This window comes from Parachitinimonas caeni (genome assembly GCF_030129945.1).
Lineage (GTDB): Bacteria > Pseudomonadota > Gammaproteobacteria > Burkholderiales > Chitinimonadaceae > Parachitinimonas > Parachitinimonas caeni.
The window spans coordinates 1-22,154 of record NZ_JARRAF010000035.1 but is presented as its reverse complement, the minus strand read 5'-3'; the positions used below and the strand labels follow the sequence as shown (position 1 = coordinate 22,154).

Below are 22,154 nucleotides of genomic sequence, written 5' to 3'. Positions count from 1 at the left end.
GGTTCGCGCCGCACTATAAACATACTGATCAGTATTTTATGTTAATTCGCCGGCTCATGCCAAGGCTGACGGCCGCTTTACCTTGTACCAGGCTGCATAGAGTGCAGGCAGGAACAGCAGGGTCAGCAGCGTGGCAACCAGCAGACCTCCCATGATCGCAACCGCCATCGGCCCCCAGAACGTTGAGCGGGTGAGCGGGATCATCGCAAGAATGGCCGCCAGCGCTGTCAGCATGATGGGGCGGAAACGCCGCACGGCAGATTCGACGATAGCGTTCCATGCCGGTTCTCCCCGAGCAATGTCCTGATCAATCTGGTCTACGAGAATCACCGAGTTACGCATGATCATGCCGGCCAGGGCGATGACTCCCAACATTGCTACAAAGCCAAAGGGTGCCTGGAACACCAGTAGCGAAGCGCTGACACCGATCATGCCCAGCGGTGCGGTCAGCAGCACGATCATCGTTTTCTGCATGCTTTGCAGCTGGAGCATCAGCAAGGTGGTGACCACCAGCAACATCAACGGCATGACTGCGCCAATCGAAGCCTGGCTGGTGCGGCTGGATTCGAGTGTGCCGCCGATTTCGATGCGATAGCCCAAAGGTAGGCTCTTTGCCAGCTCCTGCACCTTCGGATAGATCATATTGGTCACGTCAGGTGCCTGGGCGCCTTCAACATCGGCGCGAACAGAAATGGTCGGCACCCGATTACGGCGCCAGACAATGCTGTCCTCACTCTCCAGCTTGATGTGCGCAATCTGGCTCAACGGTACAAACTTGCCATCCCGCAGATAAACCTTGAGATCTTTCAGGTTGTCGAGGTTGCCGCGTTCGTTGGCGGTCAGGCGGCCGACGATGTCGATCGACTTGTCTCCTTCACGGTACTGGGTCATGGCAATGCCTGAGATGGCATTCTGCATAGCGCGAGACAAATCTTGCGAACTCAGACCCAGGGCACGAGCTTTGTCTTGATCGACGTCGAGTCGCACCACTTTCAGCCTTTCTCCCCAATCCATATTGACGTGGCGGGCATGCGGGTTGGCACGCATCAGGTCGGCGACTTTGTCAGCAATCGGCCGCAACTTGGCTGCATCGGGGCCCGAGACGCGGAATTGCACGGGATAGCCTACGGGAGGACCGTTTTCCAGTCGGGTGACGCGGCCACGTACCAGCGGAAAGTCTTTGTCGAACAGGTTCTGAATTTTGGTCAGGACTTGCTCACGTACTTTCTCGTTCTGGGTCATGACAGTCAGCTGGCCAAAATTCAAATTGGGTAGCTGCTGGTCGAGGGGCATGTAATAACGTGGCGAGCCTGAGCCGACATAGCTGGTGACCGATGCGATGTTCGGATCGCCCTTGAGTTTGGCCTCGAAGGCTTTGACTTCGCGTTCAGTTGCTTCAAACGATGCCGCTTGCGGTAGCCACAGATCGACCATCAATTCCGGCCGGCTGGAAGCGGGGAAGAATTGTTTTGGCACGTACTTGAACAGGGCGACCGAGGTAACGAAGGCTGCCAGTGTCAGGAAGATGACGGTCTTGCGATGGTCGATACACCAATCCACCAAGGTGCGGAAGCGGCGATAGAACGGCTTGTTGTATACGGCGTCATGATCATGCTGGTGCCCTTTCATTTCGGGCAGTAGCTTGAAGCCCAGATAGGGGGTGAATACCACCGCGACGACCCAGGAAATGATCAACGAAATGCCAACCACCTGGAAAATCGACACTGTATATTCGCCGGCGCCTGATTTGGCCAAGCCGACAGGCAGAAATCCGGCGGCAGTGATCAAGGTACCGGTCAGCATTGGCATGGCGGTCGAGGTATAGGCGTAGGTGGCTGCCTGGAAGCGGTCCCAGCCTTGTTCGAGTTTCAAGGCCATCATCTCGACCGCGATGATGGCATCGTCTACCAGCAGACCCAGTGAGATGATCAGGGCGCCAAGCGAGATGCGCTGCAGGTCGATATCGAGCACATACATCGCCACAAATGTCATGGCGAGTACCAGCGGGATCGACAGGGCCACCACGATACCCGTGCGAAAGCCCAGGGATAGCAGGCTGACGGCCAGTACGATCACGACGGCTTCGAGCAGGCTGCGCATGAATTCGTTGATCGAACGGGCAACAACGCCGGGCTGGTCTGATACCTCGTGAATCTCGATACCTACCGGCATCGAGGCTTTCAGATTAGCGACCGCAGCTTTCAGATCTGTACCAAGGCGAATCACATCGCCCCCTTTTTTCATGCTGACGGCGAGGCCGATCGCTTCCTGCCCCTGGTAGCGCATCTTGAACGTGGGTGGGTCGATATAGCCACGGAAGACATTGGCGACATCGCCCAGTCGGAAGGTACGGCCATTGGCACGGATACCGATATTCTTGATGCTATCAACGGTCTGGAAGTCGCCTGTCACGCGCAGGAAGACCCGTTCCGAGCTGGTATGCACGATACCGGCGGGTTCCATGCTGTTCTGGGTGGCCAATACCTGCGCGATCAGCTGCGGGTCGATGCCTAACGAGGCAAGCTTGGCATTTGAGACTTCGACATAGATTTTTTCATCCTGCTCACCGACCAGATCGACCTTGTTGGCATCGGGCACGCGCAGTAACTCGGCTCTGGCCAGATCGACGTAGCGCTTGAGTTCGGCATAGCTGAAGCCATCGGCAGTGAAAGCATAGATATTGCCAAACGTGTCACCGAATTCATCGTTGAAGAAAGGTCCCTGTGCGCCGGCTGGCAGGGTATAGCGGATGTCGCCAATCTTCTTGCGCACTTGATACCAAGCGTTGGGGACATCCTTGGGGCGGGTACTCTCCTTCAGGATCACGGTGATCAACGATTCGCCCGGCTTGGAGCTGGAGCGGGTGTAGTCAATCTCACCGAGTTCCTGCAACTTGCGTTCCAGCCGGTCGGTGACCTGCTGTTCCACTTCGCTGGCGCTGGCGCCGGGCCAGAAGGTGCGGACTACCATGGCCTTGAAGGTGAATTCGGGGTCTTCCTTCTGGCTGAGCTTGGTGTACGAGAAAACGCCCGCCAGCAGAAAGGTGAGGATCAGATAGAGCACCAGCGACTGGTGCTTGAGCGCCCAGTCGGACAAGTTGAGGTTTTTCATCAGGACTTACCCCCGCTGGCCTGGGTTGTGGCTGGCGCTGGTTGCGATTCTGAGCGTTGTGACTCAGCCAGCCGCACCTTCTGGCCGGGATGCAGCATATGCACGCCTGCCGTCACAACCTGTTCCCCTTCCTGCAGGCCGCCAATCACAGTCATCTGGTTATCGCGAACGCCGACGATTTTCACTTCCCGCAGATTGACGGTTGAAGAGCGCGGATCAACGACCCACACCAGTGGTTTGCCTTCGCGGTCGTAAATGGCGGTCAGCGGTAGACGCACTGCACCTTTGGCGGTGGCGGAGTCGAGCTGAACGCTGGCGGTCATGCCCAAGCGGATTGCCTCGTCGGCATTCTGAATGGTGACCTTGGCGGCATAAGTCCGGGTCACAGGATCGGTGTCTGGTGCAATTTCACGAAGTTTGCCTTCATAGCGCTTGCTGGGATCAATCCACAGCGACACCGTCAGTTTGCTGGCCCGACGCAGTTCTTCAACCCTGGATTCCGGCACGCTGACGGCGACTTCCCGCTCGCCATCTTCGGCCAGTTTGACGACGGTCTGGCCGGCGGCCACAACCTGGCCAACTTCAGCATCAATGGCGGTGACGATGCCAGCCCGATCCGCCAGCAGGGTGGTATAGCCGGCCTGGTTGCTGACAACCCTGCCTTGCGCGACTGCCTGTTTGTACTTGGCGTCGGCGGTATTGAATGCCAGCTCGCGCCGATCAACCTCGGCCTGGCTGACAAAATTGCGTGCAAATAATTGGCGGGTGCGATCCAGATCCATCTTGGCCTGAGTCATCTCCGCCTTGGCGGCGGTGACTTGTGCCTCACTCGCCGCCTGCGACAGGCTCGCATCCTGAGGATCGAGTCTTAGCAGGGGCTGTCCGGCTTTTACCGACTGCCCGACCTCAACCAGACGTGCGGCGATCTTGCCATTAACGCGAAAGCCCATCCGGGTCTCGCGACGGGCCCGGACTTCGCCGGAATACGAGGCTCCCATGGCGACTTCACCAGCCTTGACGATTTCGGTGCGGACAGGGCGGACATCTTCGTAGGGCGCATCAGGTTTGCAAGCGGTAAGCAGGCTTGCAGCTGCCAGCACTGCGACCGCAGGCTTTGCAGGAAAGCTACGCATGGGGAATCTCCAAAGAGGCCGGGTTCGCCGGCTGTTGTGGTTGAGTCAGGCCACTTAAAAGTAGCTCTATAACGGTTTTCAGATAGCGTTCAGTGTCGATCGGTTCGCGCTCGCAGACGCCCAGTGAGTGCTTCCAGATCATGCCCATGATCACGGGGGCCATGACGACGCGCACCGTGTAATCCACATCAACCGGGCGGAAATCGCCGCGCTCCACTCCGTAGGTGATGACCCGGCCAATCAGGCGGACACCTCGCTCGATCACTTCTTCATAATAAAACTTGGCCAGATCCGGAAAATTGCCGGCTTCGGCGATGATGAGCTTGGGCAGGCCCGACAGATTGGTCTCGCCCACGCCTTGCCACCAGCTGCGCAGAACCTCTTCAAGCAATGCTTGGCCAGAGCCATGAAACTGAGACAGCATTTCTTCGCCAAAGCTGATCTGCGGGATCAGGCTCTCCCGAACCACCGCCTTGAAGATCTCTTCCTTATTGGCGAAGTAACGATAAGGTGTGCCAGTGGTGACGCCGGCCCGTTTGGCGATGTCTTCCATCTTGGTGGCGGTAAATCCTTTTTCGGCGAAAAGCGCGAGCGCCGCCTCCAGGATTTCTGCGGGCCTGGCCTCTTTGCGACGGGTCCAGCCTTTGACGACGGTTGCCACGGGGCACTTCCGATCTGTACTCATTTTAGTAAATGAATATTCATTAATTAGCGAAGTCTAGAACTAAGTATCTGGTGATGCAATAGATTTATGGCACGGCTTTCCCTAGAGGGACATCCAGAGGAGGGCAAGGCTCGACACTGGCCCTGATGTTCGGTGGGAATGGTCTACGCTTTGCTGGCGTTTTGCGTTTTGCGTTTTGCGTTTTGCGTTTTGCGTTTTGCGTTTTGCGTTTTGCGTTTTGCGTTTTGCGTTTTGCGTTTTGCGTTTTGCGTTTTGCGTTTAAGCGTGTTGGGCCGGGTTTGGTTGGCTTGGCATCAAGCGATGCGCTTTCGCCTTGCATCCGGCCTCCTTCCGACGAAGCACGATCGACAAACCAAACGTCAACAGAGCTTGGCAACTCGCCGTAAAATGCCGGCTTTCCAATTGCGATTTATTCTCAGGAGTTCCCATGCCGACTGTTGCGCCGATTTCAGCCCAGACCGCTGCCGAAAAGGCAGCCATCCTGTCCGAAGCGCTGCCCTATATCCGTCGCTTCAACGATAAGACCATCGTGATCAAGTATGGCGGTAATGCCATGACGGATGAGGATTTGAAGGCATCCTTCGCGCAGGATGTCGTGCTGCTCAAATTGGTGGGGCTCAACCCGGTGGTGGTGCATGGTGGTGGACCACAAATCAACGATTTGCTGGAGCGTGTGGGCAAGCAGGGGGAGTTCATCCAGGGCATGCGGGTGACCGACGCTGAAACCATGGAAATCGTTGAGATGGTGCTGGGCGGCCTCGTCAACAAGGAAATCGTCAGCCTGATCAATCAGCATGGCGGTCGCGCCGTGGGGCTGACTGGAAAGGATGGCCACTTTATCCGCGCCAAGAAGTTGCTGCTCAAGGGCGCGGAGGGCGAACCGGTGGATATTGGCCAGGTTGGGGAAATCGAATCCATCGACCCTGAGCTGGTGGCGCTGCTCGACACACGGGATTTCATTCCAGTGATTGCCCCCATCGGCGTGGGGAGTGAGGGGGAGGCTTTCAATATCAATGCTGACCTTGTAGCGGGCAAGCTGGCTGAAACCCTGAAGGCAGAAAAGCTGATCCTGATGACCAATACTCCGGGCGTACTCGACCAGAAGGGGCAACTGCTGACCGGGCTGACCCCGAAGCTCGTGGACAGCCTGATTGCCGATGGCACTTTGTCCGGTGGCATGCTGCCCAAGATTGGCTCGGCGCTTGATGCGGCTCGCAACGGGGTGAATTCGGTGCACATCATTGATGGCCGGGTAAAACATGCGCTGCTGCTGGAAGTGCTGACCAATGATGGTGTCGGCACCATGATCTGCGCGGATTGATCATTGTGTTGTGGGCCAGGTTGATTGGCGTTTTTCTGATCCGCAAATGACGTCAACCGCGCCTCTGGGCGGATGACCGGCTATCGCCCGGCTTATCCGCCTGTCTGCCCGAAGTAAAGCCTTGCCAGGTTTGCCCGATTAAACAGGTGTAAGCACCATCATTGGCGGCGATCTACCGCTGGCGAACCTGCAGGAGGGCAACATCATGGCTAATCAGCTCGAACTTCAAATGCGGCGGGAACTTGGGTGGGACTTGATCGAAGCCAGCCGGCCCGATGACTACTTGCTGGTTCAATTTGAATGTCCGCCACCCGTACAGACGCCAACTTCGCCTGCTTCCCAGGGCAGGTCTTTGCCACTACCGTGTCGCACCCCGCAACGCTGATCCGGTCGCGGTAGAATCCAGGCTTTGTCTTGCCTGGATCTGCCGCATGCTGTTAGTCGTTTCCCCCGCCAAAACCCTCGATTTTGACACCCCTCCCACCACAGATCAGCACAGCCTGCCCCGCTGGCTGGAACGCTCGGCCGAATTGATTGGCCTCCTGCGTCAATATTCCCCGGCCCAGCTGGCTGCGCTCATGGACATCAGTGACAAGCTGGCAGTACTCAATGTCGGTCGCTACCAGGATTGGCAGATCGACCAGATCCGTCCCGGTCGCGCCAAACAGGCGGTGCTGGCTTTCATGGGGGATGTTTATGAAGGGTTGGCGGCCTGTCAGTTGGATGAGGCGGCACTGCGTTTCGCCCAGCAGCATCTGCGCATCCTTTCCGGCTTGTATGGGGTGCTGCGGCCGCTTGATCTGATGCTGCCGTATCGGCTGGAAATGGGCACGCGGTTAGCGAACCCGGCAGGGAGCAATCTCTATGCGTTCTGGGGCGATCAGCTGACGCATGCCTTGCGTGAGGAGCTGGCGGCGATGGCGGAACCGGTTCTGGTGAATGTGGCTTCCGATGAATACTTCAAAGTGGTCAGCCCCCGTAAGCTCGGACTGCGGGTGGTGACGCCAGTGTTTCAAGACCGCAAAGGTGATGGCTACAAGATCATCAGCTTCTACGCCAAGCGGGCGCGTGGCCTGATGGCGCGATTCCAGATCGATCAGCGCATTGATCAGGTTGATGCCCTGCGCGGGTTTGATCTGGCGGGCTATCGCTTTGTGGCAGAGGCCTCTGAGGCCGACATCTGGGTGTTCCGGCGTGATTCGGTGGAGTGAATGATGAGGGTGTTATTGCAAAGGGTCAGTGAAGCCGCTGTCCGGGTGGAGGGCGAGGTGGTTGGGCAGATCGGCCCCGGCTTGCTGCTGCTGGTTGGGGTGGAGTCGGCAGACGGCGACACCGATATTGATTGGTTGGTCGGTAAGCTGCTGCGACTGCGTATCTTTGGTGATGAGGCGGGCGTGATGAACCGCTCTGTGCAGGAGGCTGGCGGCGATATTCTGGCGGTCAGCCAGTTCACGCTGTTCGGTTCGACCCGGAAGGGTAATCGGCCCTCGTGGAGCCGTGCTGCGGCGCCGGACTTTTCCCGTCCAATGTTTGAGCGCTTCGTCGAGAAGATACAGATGGGTCTGGGGCGGCCAGTACCGACCGGCATCTTTGGGGCTGATATGAAAGTCAGCCTGATCAACGATGGCCCAGTGACTCTGATGTTTGACTCGAAGCAGCCCGAGTGATGCGGCAGGCAACGCTTGATCTGATCAAGGCAGATACCTGGCGCATGAATTGCCTGCACGGCCTGCGGTCGATGCGTCTGCCCGACGCCTGGCTGGTGGCCGGCTTCGTCCGCAATCTGGTGTGGGACCATCTGCACGGCCATGTCGGCGCTTCGCCGCTGAATGATGTTGATGTGGCCTGGTTTGATCCGACGGCAGAGAGAGGAATGGATCAAAAGCTGGAACAGCAATTGGCCCGTGCCTGTCCGCAAATCCCCTGGCAGGTGCGTAATCAGGCCCATATGGCCCGGCGCAATGGCCACCCACCCTACCGGAATACTGCCGAAGCGGTAGCCTATTACCCCGAGCTGGCGACGTGTGTTGGTGTGCGCCTGAATGACGATGATTCACTCGAATGCTTGGCGCCCTACGGGTTGGAAGCGGTGTGGGCATTAACCCTGGTTGCCAATCCTCGCCACCCGCAGGCGCAGTCGCTACTCCGGCAAAGAGTCATCGAGAAAGCCTGGTTGCAGCGCTGGCCGCGTTTGCAAGTGGACGATGGTGCGCTGGATGGCAATGCACCTAACTCGGCCCGGCGCGACCGGAAACAAAATGTCAGCAGAGCCTGGCGTGGATGACCGTATCCCGACCGCTATGCTTGGCTTGGTTGAGGGCCTCATCGGCACGTAGCACCATCGCATGGCCATTTTCATCGGGCCGCCATTGTGCGAGTCCTGCAGAAAAGCGCACTTCAATCCGCTGCTGTTGCTGAAAGAATGGCGTCTTCAAATTGACATGCCGCAACCGGTCCAGCAAAAAGCCGGCGCCATGCAGGTCGGTTTCGGGCAGCAGAAGCAGGAATTCTTCGCCGCCATAGCGCACCAGGGTGTCGCTATCTCTGAGTACGGCTTTGGCGACACTGGAAAAGTGCGTCAGGATGCGATCGCCAACTTGCCGGCCATAGCGATCATTGATGTCCCGGAAGTGGTCGAGGTCGATGACTGCGGTGGTCAATTTGCCACCATGTCGCTGAGCCCGCTTTACCTCGCGCAAGAGGACATGCTCGAAGCCTTGCCGGTTCAATGCGCCAGTCAGCGGGTCTTGCTCCAGGGTTTTGCGATTGATGGCCAAATCGGCCTGCACCGCCAGCATGGATTCTTTCAGCTGGTTCAGGTCGCGCTGTGAGGCGGCTACGCTGCTGTAAACTTGGCCGGTTGAATCGATAATGTGCTGCAACAGGCCTGAGACAACCTGCCTATCGTCGGTGGCTTGCAGGGCTTCCAGCGAGGTCCCCATTTCTTCACTACTGCGTGACAGCTCGGCCAAAACCGCGTGCGTGAGGTCATGCACGCTATCCAGCACGTCGTTGACCCGGAATAGCACCCGGTAGGCGCCTTTCAATTCCTCTTCCGATTGCTCGGAAGCCGATTTGATGGTGGTGATCGCGTTGTAGAATCGGCTGTAGTTTTCGGGGGTAGGGGGCAAGCCCATCTCTCCCAGGCGCTTCAGTGCTACCCGGGCGATGTCTGCGGGGGTAAGCGTGGGAGTGCTGGCGGGTTTGATCATGTATCGAGTCATTGCAAAATTGTCGGACAGATTGGCAATTTTACCATGTTGAACCAGTGGTCAATTAACTGCTGGTTGAAAATATTCCAAGACAATCAAAGGTTTCTGAATGCATATCCATATTCTCGGCATTTGCGGCACCTTTATGGGCGGGATTGCCGTTCTGGCCAAGCAGGCCGGGCATCGGGTGACGGGGTGCGATGCCAACGTCTATCCCCCCATGAGCACGCAGCTTGAACAGCAGGGCATTGAACTGATCCAGGGTTGGGATGCCTCCCAACTCGATTTGGCCCCGGATCTGTACGTGGTCGGCAATGCTGTGGTGCGCGGTAATCCATTGATGGAGGCGATCCTTGATCGCGGGCTGCCCTATGTTTCCGGCCCGCAATGGTTGAGCGAGGTCATTCTGCGAGATCCGGCCCATCCTAAATGGGTGCTGGCCGTGGCCGGCACTCATGGCAAAACCACCACCACCTCGATGCTGAGCTGGATTCTCGAATACGCCGGCCTGGCACCGGGCTTTCTGGTCGGTGGCGTGCCGCAGAACTTTGGTATTTCTGCCCGGCTGCCTGGAGAACCCCGGCAGGAGCCAGGGGGCCGTAGCCCATTCTTTGTCATCGAGGCCGACGAGTACGACACTGCCTTCTTCGACAAGCGCTCCAAGTTTGTCCACTACCGACCACGCACAGCCATCCTCAATAATCTGGAATTTGATCATGCGGACATCTTCGCCGACCTGGGTGCCATCGAAACCCAGTTCCATCACCTGGTCCGTACTATTCCGGCGAGCGGTTTGATTGTCGCCAACGGCCGGGAACAGAGCCTGGACCGGGTGTTGGCACGCGGTTGCTGGACCCGCGTTGAACGATTTGGTGCAGATAGCGGCTGGCAAGTCGGAGCATCCTCGGCCGATGGTTTTGAAGTCTGCCTGGATGGACAAAGCCAGGGCACCGTGCGCTGGGACTTGCTGGGCGACCACAACCGGCAAAATGCCTTGGCCGCCTTGGCAGCAGCTCGCCATGTGGGTGTGCCCGTCGACGTAGGCATCGCGGCTCTGGCTGCGTTCCAGAACGTCAAGCGGCGGATGGAGGTGCGGGGGGTAGCGGCAGGCGTGACGGTTTACGACGACTTTGCCCATCACCCTTCAGCGATTGCGACGACGATCGCCGGTTTGCGTGAACGGGTTGGCTCGGCGCGGATTCTGGCCGTGCTGGAGCCGCGTTCCAACACCATGAAACTGGGTGCCATGAAAGCGCTGCTGCCTGGCAGTCTGGAAAGTGCCGATCTGACCTTCTGCTTTGGGGCAAGTCTTGGCTGGAGCCCGGCCGAAGCCTTGGCACCGCTGGGCGCGCGCGCCCTATGCTTCGACCAGCTCGACGCGCTGGTTGCCAGTGTCGCTAGCCATGCCAAAGCCGGTGACCATGTGCTCGTCATGAGTAACGGTGGGTTTGGTGGTGTGCATGGCAAGCTACTTGCTGCGCTGGCTAACGCGACGATGGCTTAGGTGCTATTGGCTCTTGATTGCGGATCGCGTTTCGTTGGAGTGAGACATAGCGTGGTGAGACACGCTATTTGAGTTACCGGTCAGCGTGTTATTCAAAGCCTGGCCTGGCACGGTCGGAAACGACAAGTCTGCAGCGTCTATAAAAGCAAGCCATTCCATATGGGATGGTCCTTGGAAGGGGCGAACGTGTGCCGGTCAGTAGTTGATAATCCGGTGCCGGGTGTCTGACTGGACTAGCCGTTTCTCGGTCTCAACCTTCGCAATCATCGGCATCGTGCTATACCGTTGAGAGAAGGGCCGGGCGAGGCGCACGCCAGAGGCTCGTAAGGGGGAGCGGGATGCCGAACGATGAGCTGGTCAGGCGTTTGGCCAATTCGGTTCGTCTGTTTGCAGAATTTACGGCGGATGAGATTCGCCAGGTACTTAATTACTGCAAGCGGGCCAGCTTTGATATTGGCGACTATATCGTCCATCAGGGGGAGCCGGGGCGGTCCATGTATGTGTTACTTGCCGGTCAAGTGGAAGTCGTACGCATGATCGGTGATCACGAGCAGGTTTTATCCAAGCTTGGTCCTGGCGATAGTTTTGGTGAGCTGGCGCTGCTGGATTATTCCGAGCGTACGGCGTCGGTACGTTGTCTCGCACCTACTGTGATGTTGACTTTCGAGCGCAAGGCGCTCTATCAGCTGCCGTTTGTGGCCCCCAAGCTGTATCGCAATATGGCTTTGCTGATGGCCTCCCGGCTGCGGGAGACCGATGAACTGGTCACTGAGCTGGTCGAGCGTCTGGATCAGGCGCCCGACTTGGCCCACCGGGCGACCAAGGCCAAGCGGTTTATCATCGGGTAGGGATGTCGGCGGTGATGTCGTATGCGGATGCGTTGGCGTTTATTGACTGGCCAGCCCCCAGATGACGGGCTCTGGCTCCAGCATGACTCCAAACTTCTCCTGGACGGCCGCCTGTACCGCAGCGGCCAAAGCCATGACTTCCGCCCCGCTGGCCCCGCCATGATTGACCAGAACCAGCGCTTGCCGGGCGTACATGCCCACCGGGCCGAGCTGACGTCCCTTCCAGCCCGCCTGCTCAATCAACCAGCCTGCTGCAAGCTTGTAATCTCCCGATGGCTGTAGATAGCCAACCAGCGCTGGAAAGGTGGCCAGCAGCGCGCTGTACTGAGCTTGCGATACCAGAGGATTCTTGAAGAAGCTGCCTGCATTGCCGATCTGTGCGGGGTCGGGCAGTTTGCTGCGGCGTATCTTGCAGACGGCGGTAGCGACGTCGATCGCCGTGGCAGGTTTGTTCAGCGCAGCGAGTTCGCGGGCCAGTTCGCCGTATTCGGTGTGCAGGGCGGCTCGCTTGGGGAGGCGGAGGACGACTTCGCCAATCAGCCATTGGCCGGCCTGATCCTGCTTGAATACGCTGTCCCGATAGGCAAATCGGCAGTCGACCAACGAGAAACGGCGGGCGCTGCCATCCGTCAGATGGTAGGCGGTCAGCTCATGCAGAACGTCTTTCAGTTCAACGCCATAGGCACCAATGTTCTGCACCGGGGCGGCACCGACGGTGCCAGGGATCAGCGATAGATTTTCCAGGCCGGACAAGCCTTGCTGTAGCGTCCATTCGACCGTGCCATGCCAGGATTCCCCCCCGCCAATGGCAACATAAACGTAATGTTCGTCGTCGCCGAGAATGCGCCGACCCGGAATTTCGACTTTCAAGGTCAGGCCAGGCAGATCCCCCGCCAGAACCAGATTGCTTCCCCCTCCCAACACCCGCCGGGGTAGGTCCGCCAGCTCCGGCTGATTTGCCAGCGCTACGAGATCATCAGGGTGGCGAATCTGCGCCAGCCACTGCGCCTTGGCGGCGATGCCCAGCGTGTTGTGGCCGAGAAGATCGAAATTGGCATGCAAAGGCAACATGGCAGGTCAGGGGGTAAAAAACGCGAGTATAACCGAGCCGTTGCCTGGCCCTGACATACCTGGCGGATTGCTGCGAGGGCAGGGGCCCGTATCAATGTCAGCTTGGATAAAAGATTTTTGTGAATTAGGGTGTAATAGCTTGATGGCCAGCACGACCAAGGCTGGCGTGAATGTGTTTTCGCAATTTTTTCTGTCAACGTAAGGAGTATTCCCATGAGCAAGCAAACCACCCTGATCTCTACTGCTATCGCTGGTGTATTGGCATTGGGCGTCGCTACGGCTGCCCAGGCTGAAGAAGCCAAGGAGAAATGCTATGGCGTTTCCAAGGCTGGTCAGAATGATTGTGCCAGCAAGGACGGCGGCCATTCCTGTGCCGGTCAGTCCAAGAAGGATATGGACAAGAATGAGTGGAAGTACGTTGCCAAGGGCACCTGCGAGAAGATGAAGGGTTCGCTCAAGCCGGGTGGGCAATAATTTGCGCAGCACAGAATGCCAGAGATAACCACGGGTTTCTGGCATGGCAAAACGGGCAGCCTGGCTGCCCGTTTTTGTTGTTGGTTCTGTTGAGAAGAGTGAAATGAATGCAGTCAGACTGACAAATTTGCCCAGCCAGATGGGGCTGGGCCTGCGATTACCCCACATTCGCCAGATCCTGGCCGAGAAGCCAGCAGTCGCCTGGTTTGAAACACATCCTGAAAATTTCTTTGGCGGTGGGGCCAATATTGCTGCGCTGGAAGCGGTGCGAGTCGAGTGGCCCTTGTCCTTGCATGGTGTGGGCATGGGACTGGGCTCGGCTGTAGCGCCTGATGCCGGTCATCTTGAGCAAGTGGCCTCACTGGTCGAGCGCCTGCAGCCAGCGGCAGTGTCCGAGCACTTGTGCTGGAACCGTGTCGGCGCGCACTACTTTAATGACCTGCTGCCCATGCCCTACACCGACGAGGCGCTTGCTTTGCTGGTGGAACGGGTAGATGCCGTGCAGAGCCGCTTGCGGCGAACGATCTTGATCGAGAACGTTTCGAGCTATATCGAATTCACGGCAGACATCTGGGCCGAGGCGGATTTTCTGGCTGAACTCGCTCGCCGCAGTGGCTGCGGGATTCTGCTGGATGTGAACAATTTTTATGTCAATCAGTGCAATCTGGGGCGGGATGCACGGCAGGCGATGGATGCACTGCCCGTAGCGGTGGTGGGTGAGATACACATTGCCGGCTTTGAAACCCGGGACGACGGCATGCTGCTGGATACCCACGGTACCCCCGTGTGTGAGGCGGTCTGGCAGTTGCTCGACTACGCTTGGCAGCGCTTCGGTCCGGTGCCGACCTTGCTGGAGCGTGATACCCATCTGCCGCCATTGGCAGATTTGCTGGCGGAAGTGGCAATCGGAGAGGAAAGGATGGCGCGTCATGTCGCAACTGGCTGAGCTGCAAAGGGCATTCGAAGCGGCGGTTGCTGACCCGGAGGCGGATTGGCAGAGCCTGTTTGGCCGTACCTGCCGTGGGGTGGTCGCTTATGCCAACAACAGCTTGTTTAATCGGGCAGGGGCGCTGGATGACGCTTATCCCGTCATCCGCCAGATGGTGGGCGATGAGTTTTTTGAGGCCCTGGCGCGTGAATATGCCCGCACCACACCCTCGACATCACCTGATCTGAACCGCTATGGCGGGATGTTGGGTGACTTTCTCGCAGGCTTTGCACCGGTCGCACACTTGCCCTATCTGCCGGATATGGCGCGTCTGGAGTGGGCAGGGCATCTTGCCTATTACGCGGAAGATAGACTGGTGTATGACTGGAGCCGGCTGGCCAGCATTCCGCCGGAACAGATGGCGCGACTGCGTTTCCGGTTTTTGCCGGATTGTGCCTTGTTGTACTCGCCCTATCCGGTCGCCTCTATCTGGCTTGCCCATCATGGTGGGGAATGGCCTTCATTGGATCAAGGTGCGGAATGGGTCTGGGTGCAGCGGCAGCAGGGTAAGGTCACGGTTGAAGCGATAACTCCGGATCGGGCTGCCTGGTTGCGCGGTTTGATGGCCGGGATGCCGCTTGAGCTGGCGATACCGGCAGCCCTCGACATCAACCCGGAATTCCCCCTGAGCGCGGCGTTGGCTGCTTTGATGACGGCACAGGCCATTGAAGAAATAGATTTGCTGTAAGGAATGCAGACATTCGCCGACCAACGGGCTGACTTGACGATGTTTTGGAGAATTTAGCGTGCCCTCACTGTTGCAAACCCTGACCCCTCCTTCCCGCCTGGCGATTCGTTGGCTGGAAGGCTATTTCAAGCCAGTGGCCGATTTGTTGGTCCGGTTATATCTGGCGAATGTCTTTTTCAGCTCTGGACTGACCAAGATCGAAGACTGGAGCAAAACGGTGGCCTTGTTCACGGATGAGTATCGGGTGCCGGTACTGCCCCCGGCCCTTGCGGCGGCGCTCGGGACTTTCGGCGAGCTGTTCTTCCCGGTTCTGTTGGTGCTGGGCTTGGCTGGGCGCTTCGGGGCGTTGGCCTTGTTCGGTGTGAATGCGATGGCGGTGATCTCGTATTACCACGTGTTGTCAGAAGCCCCGGCCTTGCTGCTGCATCATTATCTGTGGGGGCTGCTGATACTGACGATTATTGCGAATGGACCCGGCAAGCTGTCGTTGGACGCCTGGATCGCCCGCCGCCTGGCGGCTTAGACTTTGGCGACTCACTAGGGGGGCGGAGTTCGGCGGTTATGGCCGATTGCCGGTGTTCCAGCGTGCGCAGTACCACTTGGTCTGCTGATTGGTCTGGCCCACCAGCACACTGCCGGACTGACTGCGATAGCGTGTGCCATCCGGGGTTTGCACGGGCTGGAACTGCACTTTCAGATTGTCCTGCAGTGTTTTGAGGACGGACTCAAGCGGTTGCGGGATCAGCGTGCCGACCATCAATGCCGGGCTATCCGGCGTCTCGACAAACACTTCCTGAGTGCTGACGCCACCGAGCTGTGCGCCTTGGGAGGGGTACCAGTTGGCCTGTCCCCAGGTGCGGACGGGTTTCCCAAGATGGGTGTTGAAGTAGTCACGCCAGAAATTCGGTGACCACTCGGAGCGGCATAACAAGGCAGCTTCGAGTTTGTCTGCAAAGTCGGTCGGCACGCCTGCTGCATTGGCACTCAGCAGCCAGCATAGCCAGGGCCAGACCAGAAATCCGGGGGCGCGATGTGCCATGATCGGTGGGGCTGGCGGCACTGAGGCAGCCAGCCCATATGGTTTTTAGTCGAGAACCATTACGGCATCTGCTTCGACCTGTGCGCCTTTGGGTAGCGCAGCAGCCTGGATAGCGGCACGTGCCGGATAGGGCTCTTGAAAATACTGGCCCATGATTTCGTTAAGCTTGGCGAAATTTCCCAGATCGGTCACGAACACACCGAGTTTGACGATATGGCGCAGGTCACCTCCTGCGGCCTGACAGACAGCGCGCAGATTCTGGAATACGCGATGTGTCTGGGCTTCGAATCCCTCATCAAGAACGCCTGTGGCCGGATCCAGACCGATCTGGCCGGACAGGTAGACGGTATTGCCTACCTTCACGGCCTGCGAATAAGTACCAACGGCCTTGGGGGCGTTATCGCTGTGGATGATTTGACGGGTCATGCAATGGTCTCCTTGGGTAAAGACAATGGTCACCGCTTGAGCGGCTTATGATGAAAGGCAGGGCGAAATGGGTAGTGAAATGGTCAAGTCTATTCATGAATACCATACCGGCTTTGCAGCGTACGGTATTCCGGACTGGCCTTGAAAGCTTTGAGTTCCCGATCGAAACGTTCAGCCAGCTCTGCAGAGACGCTGGCCTTGCTGAGCAAGAGGTACAAGCCATCATCCCGCATTGCGGGCAGGTTGGCGATGGCCAGCCGGTCCTGCAGATTGTTTTGGGCCATGATGTGCAGGCCGCTACGCCGTTCATCCACAATGTAATCAACGCGGCCAAGGGCCAGATTACGGAAATTACTGGGTGGGTCGAGCGAGGTCACGCTGACGGCCCCCTGTTTGAACAGCAATCGTAATTTATCGGGATACGACCAGCCATTGACGATACCCGCCTTGCGGCTACGCAGATCTGCCAGCTGATTGAACTGAGGCAGATCGTCCTTGCGGACGAAGACCACCCACGGCGCTTGCACCAGCGGTTCACTACTGAAATACGCAAATACTTCGCGCTCCCGGCTGCGCACACCGCTGAATGCACCATCGGCCTTGCCGGCCTCGACCAATGCCAGCGCCCGCTTCCAGGGCAACATCTCGACCGGGGCGGCCAGCGGTATCTGCATACGTTTGAGTACTGCCAGAACAATGTCGTGCGACAGGCCAGTGATGTTGCCTTGATCGTCCTGCATTTCATAGGGGGCCCAGTCATCGCAGACCAGTCGCAGCCCTGTGCTGTCTCGTGCGGCGGCAAGCCCTCCGAGCAGGCAGAACAGACAAAACATACAAAGCAGACGGCGCACGGCAACTCCCTTCCCGGGAAGCTCGAAAGTGGTCCCTCTACAAAAATAGCTCCAACAAACGATTCTGGTAGCGTCTGCCTTGTGCCGATGGTCGGATAGTCTGGTGATCGCGCTCAATCAGCCCAAGCGACTCTGCTTGCTGCAGGCCTCGATTCAATGCAGAGAGAGGCAATCCCGTGCGTTCCTGAAACAGTTCAACAGGGAAACCGTCAGCCAGCCGCATGGTGTTGAGCATGAATTCAAATGGCAATTGTTCGAGACTCAAGGTTTCTTCTGTCTGCACGGCCGAGCCGTCGGCCACTGCGTTCAGGTAGGCGGCAGGCTGCTTGTAGCGGGCCTGGCGGATGATGCGGTCTGGGAATGAAATCTTGCCGTGGGCGCCGGCGCCAATTCCCAGGTAGTCACCAAATTCCCAGTAATTCCGGTTGTGATACGACATCTTGCCGGGGCGGCAGTAGGCCGAGGTTTCGTAATGGATAAAACCGGCCTCGACCAACCGTGCTTCGATGGCGTCATGCATGTCGGCTGCTGCATCGTCATCGGGCAGCTCGGGTGGGTAGCGATGAAAATAGGTGTTGGGTTCCAGCGTCAGGTGGTAGCACGATAAGTGGCTTGGGCCAGACGACAGTGCAGTACTGATGTCTGCAAGCGCCTGCTGCAGTGTCTGGCCTGGTAACGCAAACATCAGATCCAGATTGAAGTTGTCGAAATGGCTGGCGGCAATCTCGGCGGCACGTCTTGCCTCGTCACCATTGTGAATGCGGCCGATGGCAGACAGATGCCCGGCATCAAAGCTCTGAATTCCTACCGACAACCGGTTGATGCCTGCTGCCCGGTAATCACGGAATTTTTCGTACTCAAACGTACCTGGGTTGGCTTCGAGCGTGATTTCCGCTTCAGGCAGGATCTTCAGTCTGGCGCGCAATGCCGATAACAGCTGATCCATCGCCTGGGCTGAAAACAGGCTGGGCGTTCCACCACCCATAAAGATACTGTGGATCGGCCTACCCCAGATCAGCGGCAGGAGTGATTCGAGGTCGGTGACCAGTGCGGCAATATAGTCGTCCTCGGGCACTCCTCCTCGCGCTTCATGCGAATTGAAGTCACAGTAGGGGCATTTGCGTACGCACCACGGAAAGTGGATGTACAACGATAGCGGGGGCAAGGCCTTCAGCTGCCAGTTGGATTTGCCGATCGGCAAGGCGATTGTGCTCATGCCTTGCCCTTGGGCCATGGATTGACCAGTTTTTCCACCATCTGTTGCATCACCTGCCGCAACTGCGTTTCGTTGACTTCCATCAGCAACCCGTCTTCGAAGGCGTCCTGCAACATCTGGCTGATTTCATCGAGGTTTTCATTCATGACCTTGACCTTCTCGACGCAGGACACAACGCTGCCGTCATCTCTCAGCCATTTAGCCCAGCGGGTTTCGTCTTGGGTACTCATACCTGACCCTCCTCGGCCATGCGTGCCAACAGGCTGGCTAGCGCCCGCCCGCGATGGCTGATTGGATTCTTCTCTTCGGGCGTGAGTTCTGCCACGGTATTACCAAGGGCTGAGAGGTAGAACAGCGGGTCGTAACCAAAGCCACCTTCACCGCGCGGAGCCAACAGAATCTCGCCATCCAGCCGGCCTTCGGCGATCAAGGGCCGAGGATCGTCGCCATGTCTGACCATCACCAGTACCGCATAGTAAAAGGCGCGTCGGTCCGCTACACCAGACAGCGCGTCCAGCAGTTTGAGGTTGTTTCGTTCATCCGATTTGGGTGGGCCGGCATAGCGTGCGGAATAAACGCCTGGTGCACCATTCAGGGCCGACACGCAGATGCCTGAATCGTCGGCCAGGGCTGGCATGCCGGTAAGTGTGCTGGCATGGCGGGCTTTGGCCAGGGCGTTCTCAAGAAAAGTCACATGCGGCTCTTCGGCTTCCGGTACACCCAGATCACCTTGCGGCACGATTTCAATATGCAGGGGGGCAAACAGGCGCTGGAACTCGCGCACTTTGCCGGCATTGTTACTGGCTAGAACGATACGTTTCATGGTGGGTATTTGAACGGATACTCAGGTTTGGGGGTCAGGTTCAGTAGCGTTTGCTCAGGCGCAGTGTATCGCCGTCCCGCTGCATATCCAGTTGGTTGAGAACCGTCATGCCGATCAGCGGCAGACTCGGGAAGCTTCCTTCCAGAACCACCGCATCAACGCCGTAAAGCTGAATGCTTTCAATTTTCACGGCACTCACCTGAACCCGAAAGGCACCTGTTGGGCCTTGTGCGGTATGCAGGGTGATCCGAGCGCCTTTGGCGTAGTCGATTCCCATCTGTCGCGCGTGGGTTGCGCTAAGGACCAGGGCGCTGGCCCCGGTGTCGATCAAGCCACGGGCGCCACTGTTGTTGATGCTGACACTGGCGTAGTAATGGCCCCGGCCATCGGCAAACAGGGTGACGCCACCTGCCGTACTGGTGGTTTTGCCTGGGGAGCTCGCTGGGGTGAAGACGTCCTGGCCCAGCTTCAGGGTTTTGCGGGTACCGTCAACTTCAACGACTACGCTGTCAGTCATGATGTCGATCAGGCGCACGCCTTGCCGAGATTCGCCCTTGGCTAGCGTGAACGGCTTGCCGCCGTCCAGCGTCAGGGTGGCCTTGCTGCTGCCGAGCACGGCCTGTAGCACCGGGCTACCGGCCCAGGTTGGCGACGAGGCAACCAGCAGCATCAGACTGAGTAATCGACTTGGGCTTGGCACGGAAAGACTCCTTGGCAAAACTCCACAGGCTTGGCGCGGTTGGCATGTCATTGCCATCTCGACATGGATACAGCCGCAACGTCTGGCTTTGTTCTCAGCGAGCAGCGTGTTCGATTTCGGCCAGGGCTTTCAAGATCAGTTCCGGGCCTGCGCCTTCCAGTTGTTTTGAATCGGACAAGGTTCGGCGCCAGTTGCGGGCGCCCGGCATGCCCTGAAACAAACCCAGCATATGCCGTGCCACGTGCTTGACCTTACTGCCTCGCTTCATCTGGCTTTCGATGTACGGCACCATCAATTTTGCTACGTCTACCCGGCTGGGGATCTGCCGATCATCGCCATAGAACTGCTGGTCCACACTGGCAAAACTATAAGGGTCGTGGTAGGCCGCACGGCCGATCATCACACCATCGACCTCGGCCAGATGGGTGGTGACGGCATCCCAGCTGACAATGCCGCCGTTGATGAGGATTTCAAGTTGTGGAAAATCCCGCTTCAGGCGATACACATAGTCGTACTTCAACGGCGGGATTTCGCGGTTATCCTTGGGGGAAAGCCCCTTGAGGATGGCATTGCGGGCATGGGCAATGAAAACTTCACAGCCAGCCTCGGCCACGGTTCCGACGAAATCCCGCACGTAACCGTAGTCTTCGATTTGATCAATTCCCAAGCGGTGCTTGACCGTGACCGGAATCGTCACCGCATCACGCATGGCTTTGACGCAATCGGCAACTAATTGCGGTTCGGCCATCAGGCAAGCCCCAAAAGCACCAGACTGGACCCGTTCGGAAGGGCAGCCTACGTTGAGGTTGATTTCGTTATAGCCCCAGTTTTCGGCGGTGCGGGCGCAGCGGGCCAGATCATCGGGTTCTGATCCACCCAGCTGCAGGGCCACCGGGTCTTCTTCCGGGTTGAAGTCGAGGTGCCGATGTTTGTCGCCATGGATGATGGCGCCGGTGGTCACCATCTCCGTGTAGAGCCAGGTATGGCGGCTGATCAGCCTGAGCATGTAGCGATAGTGCCGGTCAGTCCAGTCCAGCATCGGTGCAACGCTGACGCGCCGGGACGGCTTTGAAGCAGGTACGAGACTCATCAAACCCCCAGAGCCTTGCGCTGGAAGTCGATCAGTTGCCGGATGCCAGCATCGGCCAGATCCAGCAACGCATTCATTTCATCACGCGAGAAAGGCTCGCCTTCGGCGGTTCCCTGAACTTCAACAAAGCGACCCGAGCCGGTCATGACTACATTCATGTCTGTCTCGCAGCCAGAATCCTCAGGGTAGTCGAGGTCCAACACGGCCTGACCCTGATAAATGCCGACGGACACGGCCGCCACAAAGTCTTTGATCGGCAGGGCAGGCAGTTTGCCGGCGGTGACCAAAGCGCTGAGTGCGTCATGCAATGCGATAAAGCCGCCGGTGATGCTGGCGCAACGAGTACCCCCATCTGCCTGGATGACATCGCAGTCGATAGTGATCTGGCGTTCGCCCAGTGCGGACAGATCTGTTACCGCACGCAGGCTGCGGCCGATCAGACGTTGGATCTCCTGGGTCCGGCCGGTTTGCTTGCCGCTGGCGGCTTCGCGACGGCTACGGGTATTGGTGGCACGCGGCAACATTCCGTATTCGGCAGTCACCCAGCCTTCGCCCTTGCCCTTGAGGAATGGCGGCACACTTTCTTCGACACTGGCTGTGCAAATGACTTTCGTGTCGCCAAATTCGATCAGCACCGAGCCCTCTGCGTGACGGGTGTACTGACGGGTGATACGAATCGGACGCAGGGCGTCGGCGGTACGGGCGGATGGGCGCATGGGAACCTCGGGTCATAACTGGTTAACCTGGCATTTTACCCTATGCGGTGAGGACTACTGTTTATTGATCAGGGGTGCTGAGGTTTTAACGGCAGGAGCGGCTTTAGCCGCAAAGACAGCGCGATTTGCAGTTAGGCTCTGTTGACGTTTTGTTTCCGGTCGCGCCGGGCCGAGTTTTGGGGCAGGGCTAGGCAGGGTGAGCGCAGTTTAGCGAGCTAAATAAGCGAACGCTAACGACGCCATGCCCCAAAAATCGAC

At 58.1% G+C, this 22,154-nt stretch carries 25 protein-coding genes; 11 read left to right on the top strand and 14 right to left on the bottom strand.

All coding sequences use genetic code 11. From position 1 onward, the window contains the following. Positions 1–54: 54 nt before the first annotated feature. The 3 genes from PZA18_RS19815 to PZA18_RS19805 are packed head-to-tail and all read right to left on the bottom strand — an operon-like array spanning position 55 to position 4,905. A complete protein-coding gene (locus PZA18_RS19815; protein ID WP_284102617.1) occupies positions 55–3,111 on the bottom strand; it encodes an efflux RND transporter permease subunit in 3,057 nt (1,018 codons plus the stop codon). After that, positions 3,111–4,244, bottom strand: coding sequence for an efflux RND transporter periplasmic adaptor subunit (locus tag PZA18_RS19810; RefSeq protein ID WP_284102616.1), 1,134 nt, complete (start codon positions 4,242–4,244; stop codon positions 3,111–3,113). The genes PZA18_RS19815 and PZA18_RS19810 overlap by 1 nt, the downstream gene beginning before the upstream one ends. Further along, positions 4,237–4,905: a TetR/AcrR family transcriptional regulator gene (locus PZA18_RS19805; RefSeq protein ID WP_284102615.1), complete on the bottom strand. Its 669-nt coding sequence runs from the start codon at positions 4,903–4,905 to the stop codon at positions 4,237–4,239. Before PZA18_RS19805 ends, PZA18_RS19810 begins: the two co-directional genes overlap by 8 nt. Positions 4,906–5,356: 451 nt before the next feature. Between PZA18_RS19805 and argB the strand changes: the two genes are divergently transcribed. From argB to PZA18_RS19780, 5 genes are all read left to right on the top strand, one after another. Next, a complete protein-coding gene (argB, locus tag PZA18_RS19800; protein ID WP_284102614.1) occupies positions 5,357–6,250 on the top strand; it encodes an acetylglutamate kinase in 894 nt (297 codons plus the stop codon). A gap of 205 nt (positions 6,251–6,455) precedes the next feature. Then, positions 6,456–6,635, top strand: coding sequence for a hypothetical protein (locus tag PZA18_RS19795; protein WP_284102613.1), 180 nt, complete (start codon positions 6,456–6,458; stop codon positions 6,633–6,635). A 46-nt stretch (positions 6,636–6,681) separates the two neighbouring features. Continuing rightward, positions 6,682–7,461 (top strand): peroxide stress protein YaaA, encoded by a 780-nt coding sequence (gene yaaA / locus PZA18_RS19790; RefSeq protein WP_284102612.1) that lies wholly within the window; start codon positions 6,682–6,684, stop codon positions 7,459–7,461. Between the two features lie 3 nt (positions 7,462–7,464). Continuing rightward, positions 7,465–7,917 (top strand): D-aminoacyl-tRNA deacylase, encoded by a 453-nt coding sequence (gene dtd, locus PZA18_RS19785; RefSeq protein ID WP_284102646.1) that lies wholly within the window; start codon positions 7,465–7,467, stop codon positions 7,915–7,917. Beyond that, positions 7,917–8,534, top strand: a complete 618-nt coding sequence (locus tag PZA18_RS19780) for a nucleotidyltransferase family protein (RefSeq protein ID WP_284102611.1) — start codon at positions 7,917–7,919, stop codon at positions 8,532–8,534. Before dtd ends, PZA18_RS19780 begins: the two co-directional genes overlap by 1 nt. Here PZA18_RS19780 and PZA18_RS19775 read toward each other — a convergent pair. Next, entirely contained in the window at positions 8,512–9,462 is a 951-nt protein-coding gene (locus tag PZA18_RS19775) for a GGDEF domain-containing protein (RefSeq protein ID WP_284102610.1), read from the bottom strand. The genes PZA18_RS19780 and PZA18_RS19775 overlap by 23 nt on opposite strands. Before the next feature lie 109 nt (positions 9,463–9,571). On the opposite strand from PZA18_RS19775, the gene mpl reads away from it, so the two are divergent. Beyond that, entirely contained in the window at positions 9,572–10,966 is a 1,395-nt protein-coding gene (gene mpl / locus PZA18_RS19770) for a UDP-N-acetylmuramate:L-alanyl-gamma-D-glutamyl-meso-diaminopimelate ligase (RefSeq protein ID WP_284102609.1), read from the top strand. Positions 10,967–11,304: 338 nt separating this feature from the next. Further along, the gene (locus PZA18_RS19765; RefSeq protein ID WP_284102608.1) at positions 11,305–11,814 is read left to right on the top strand and encodes a cyclic nucleotide-binding domain-containing protein; all 510 of its coding nucleotides are present in this window, start codon (positions 11,305–11,307) and stop codon (positions 11,812–11,814) included. A gap of 39 nt (positions 11,815–11,853) precedes the next feature. On the opposite strand, the gene murB is transcribed toward PZA18_RS19765, so the two are convergent. Continuing rightward, positions 11,854–12,885: a UDP-N-acetylmuramate dehydrogenase gene (gene murB / locus PZA18_RS19760; protein WP_284102607.1), complete on the bottom strand. Its 1,032-nt coding sequence runs from the start codon at positions 12,883–12,885 to the stop codon at positions 11,854–11,856. 213 nt (positions 12,886–13,098) lie between these two features. On the opposite strand from murB, the gene PZA18_RS19755 reads away from it, so the two are divergent. From PZA18_RS19755 to PZA18_RS19740, 4 genes are all read left to right on the top strand, one after another. Then, positions 13,099–13,359 carry a BufA1 family periplasmic bufferin-type metallophore gene (locus PZA18_RS19755; protein WP_284102606.1) on the top strand — a complete coding sequence of 87 codons (261 nt, stop codon included), beginning with the start codon at positions 13,099–13,101 and terminating at the stop codon, positions 13,357–13,359. Between the two features lie 103 nt (positions 13,360–13,462). Further along, positions 13,463–14,305 carry an MNIO family bufferin maturase gene (gene bufB / locus PZA18_RS19750; RefSeq protein ID WP_284102605.1) on the top strand — a complete coding sequence of 281 codons (843 nt, stop codon included), beginning with the start codon at positions 13,463–13,465 and terminating at the stop codon, positions 14,303–14,305. Further along, complete coding sequence (locus PZA18_RS19745) at positions 14,289–15,035, top strand: HvfC/BufC N-terminal domain-containing protein (RefSeq protein WP_284102604.1); 747 nt, start codon at positions 14,289–14,291, stop codon at positions 15,033–15,035. Before bufB ends, PZA18_RS19745 begins: the two co-directional genes overlap by 17 nt. A 58-nt stretch (positions 15,036–15,093) precedes the next feature. Further along, positions 15,094–15,558, top strand: coding sequence for a DoxX family protein (locus PZA18_RS19740; protein ID WP_284102603.1), 465 nt, complete (start codon positions 15,094–15,096; stop codon positions 15,556–15,558). A gap of 36 nt (positions 15,559–15,594) precedes the next feature. Here PZA18_RS19740 and PZA18_RS19735 read toward each other — a convergent pair whose 3' ends face one another. From PZA18_RS19735 to rph, 9 genes are all read right to left on the bottom strand, one after another. After that, positions 15,595–16,074: a hypothetical protein gene (locus PZA18_RS19735; RefSeq protein WP_284102602.1), complete on the bottom strand. Its 480-nt coding sequence runs from the start codon at positions 16,072–16,074 to the stop codon at positions 15,595–15,597. Between the two features lie 45 nt (positions 16,075–16,119). Continuing rightward, entirely contained in the window at positions 16,120–16,500 is a 381-nt protein-coding gene (locus tag PZA18_RS19730; RefSeq protein ID WP_284102601.1) for a Rid family detoxifying hydrolase, read from the bottom strand. Between the two features lie 89 nt (positions 16,501–16,589). Beyond that, a complete protein-coding gene (locus PZA18_RS19725; RefSeq protein ID WP_284102600.1) occupies positions 16,590–17,351 on the bottom strand; it encodes a substrate-binding periplasmic protein in 762 nt (253 codons plus the stop codon). 37 nt (positions 17,352–17,388) lie between these two features. Continuing rightward, entirely contained in the window at positions 17,389–18,567 is a 1,179-nt protein-coding gene (gene hemW / locus PZA18_RS19720; protein WP_284102599.1) for a radical SAM family heme chaperone HemW, read from the bottom strand. Continuing rightward, entirely contained in the window at positions 18,564–18,797 is a 234-nt protein-coding gene (locus PZA18_RS19715) for a hypothetical protein (protein ID WP_284102598.1), read from the bottom strand. Before PZA18_RS19715 ends, hemW begins: the two co-directional genes overlap by 4 nt. Continuing rightward, positions 18,794–19,390 carry an RdgB/HAM1 family non-canonical purine NTP pyrophosphatase gene (gene rdgB, locus PZA18_RS19710; protein WP_284102597.1) on the bottom strand — a complete coding sequence of 199 codons (597 nt, stop codon included), beginning with the start codon at positions 19,388–19,390 and terminating at the stop codon, positions 18,794–18,796. Before rdgB ends, PZA18_RS19715 begins: the two co-directional genes overlap by 4 nt. A gap of 40 nt (positions 19,391–19,430) precedes the next feature. After that, positions 19,431–20,090 carry a retropepsin-like aspartic protease family protein gene (locus PZA18_RS19705; protein ID WP_284102596.1) on the bottom strand — a complete coding sequence of 220 codons (660 nt, stop codon included), beginning with the start codon at positions 20,088–20,090 and terminating at the stop codon, positions 19,431–19,433. A 94-nt stretch (positions 20,091–20,184) separates the two neighbouring features. Next, complete coding sequence (dusA, locus tag PZA18_RS19700) at positions 20,185–21,180, bottom strand: tRNA dihydrouridine(20/20a) synthase DusA (protein ID WP_284102595.1); 996 nt, start codon at positions 21,178–21,180, stop codon at positions 20,185–20,187. Continuing rightward, positions 21,180–21,896, bottom strand: a complete 717-nt coding sequence (gene rph, locus PZA18_RS19695) for a ribonuclease PH (RefSeq protein WP_284102594.1) — start codon at positions 21,894–21,896, stop codon at positions 21,180–21,182. Before rph ends, dusA begins: the two co-directional genes overlap by 1 nt. Between the last annotated feature and the right edge of the window lie 258 nt (positions 21,897–22,154).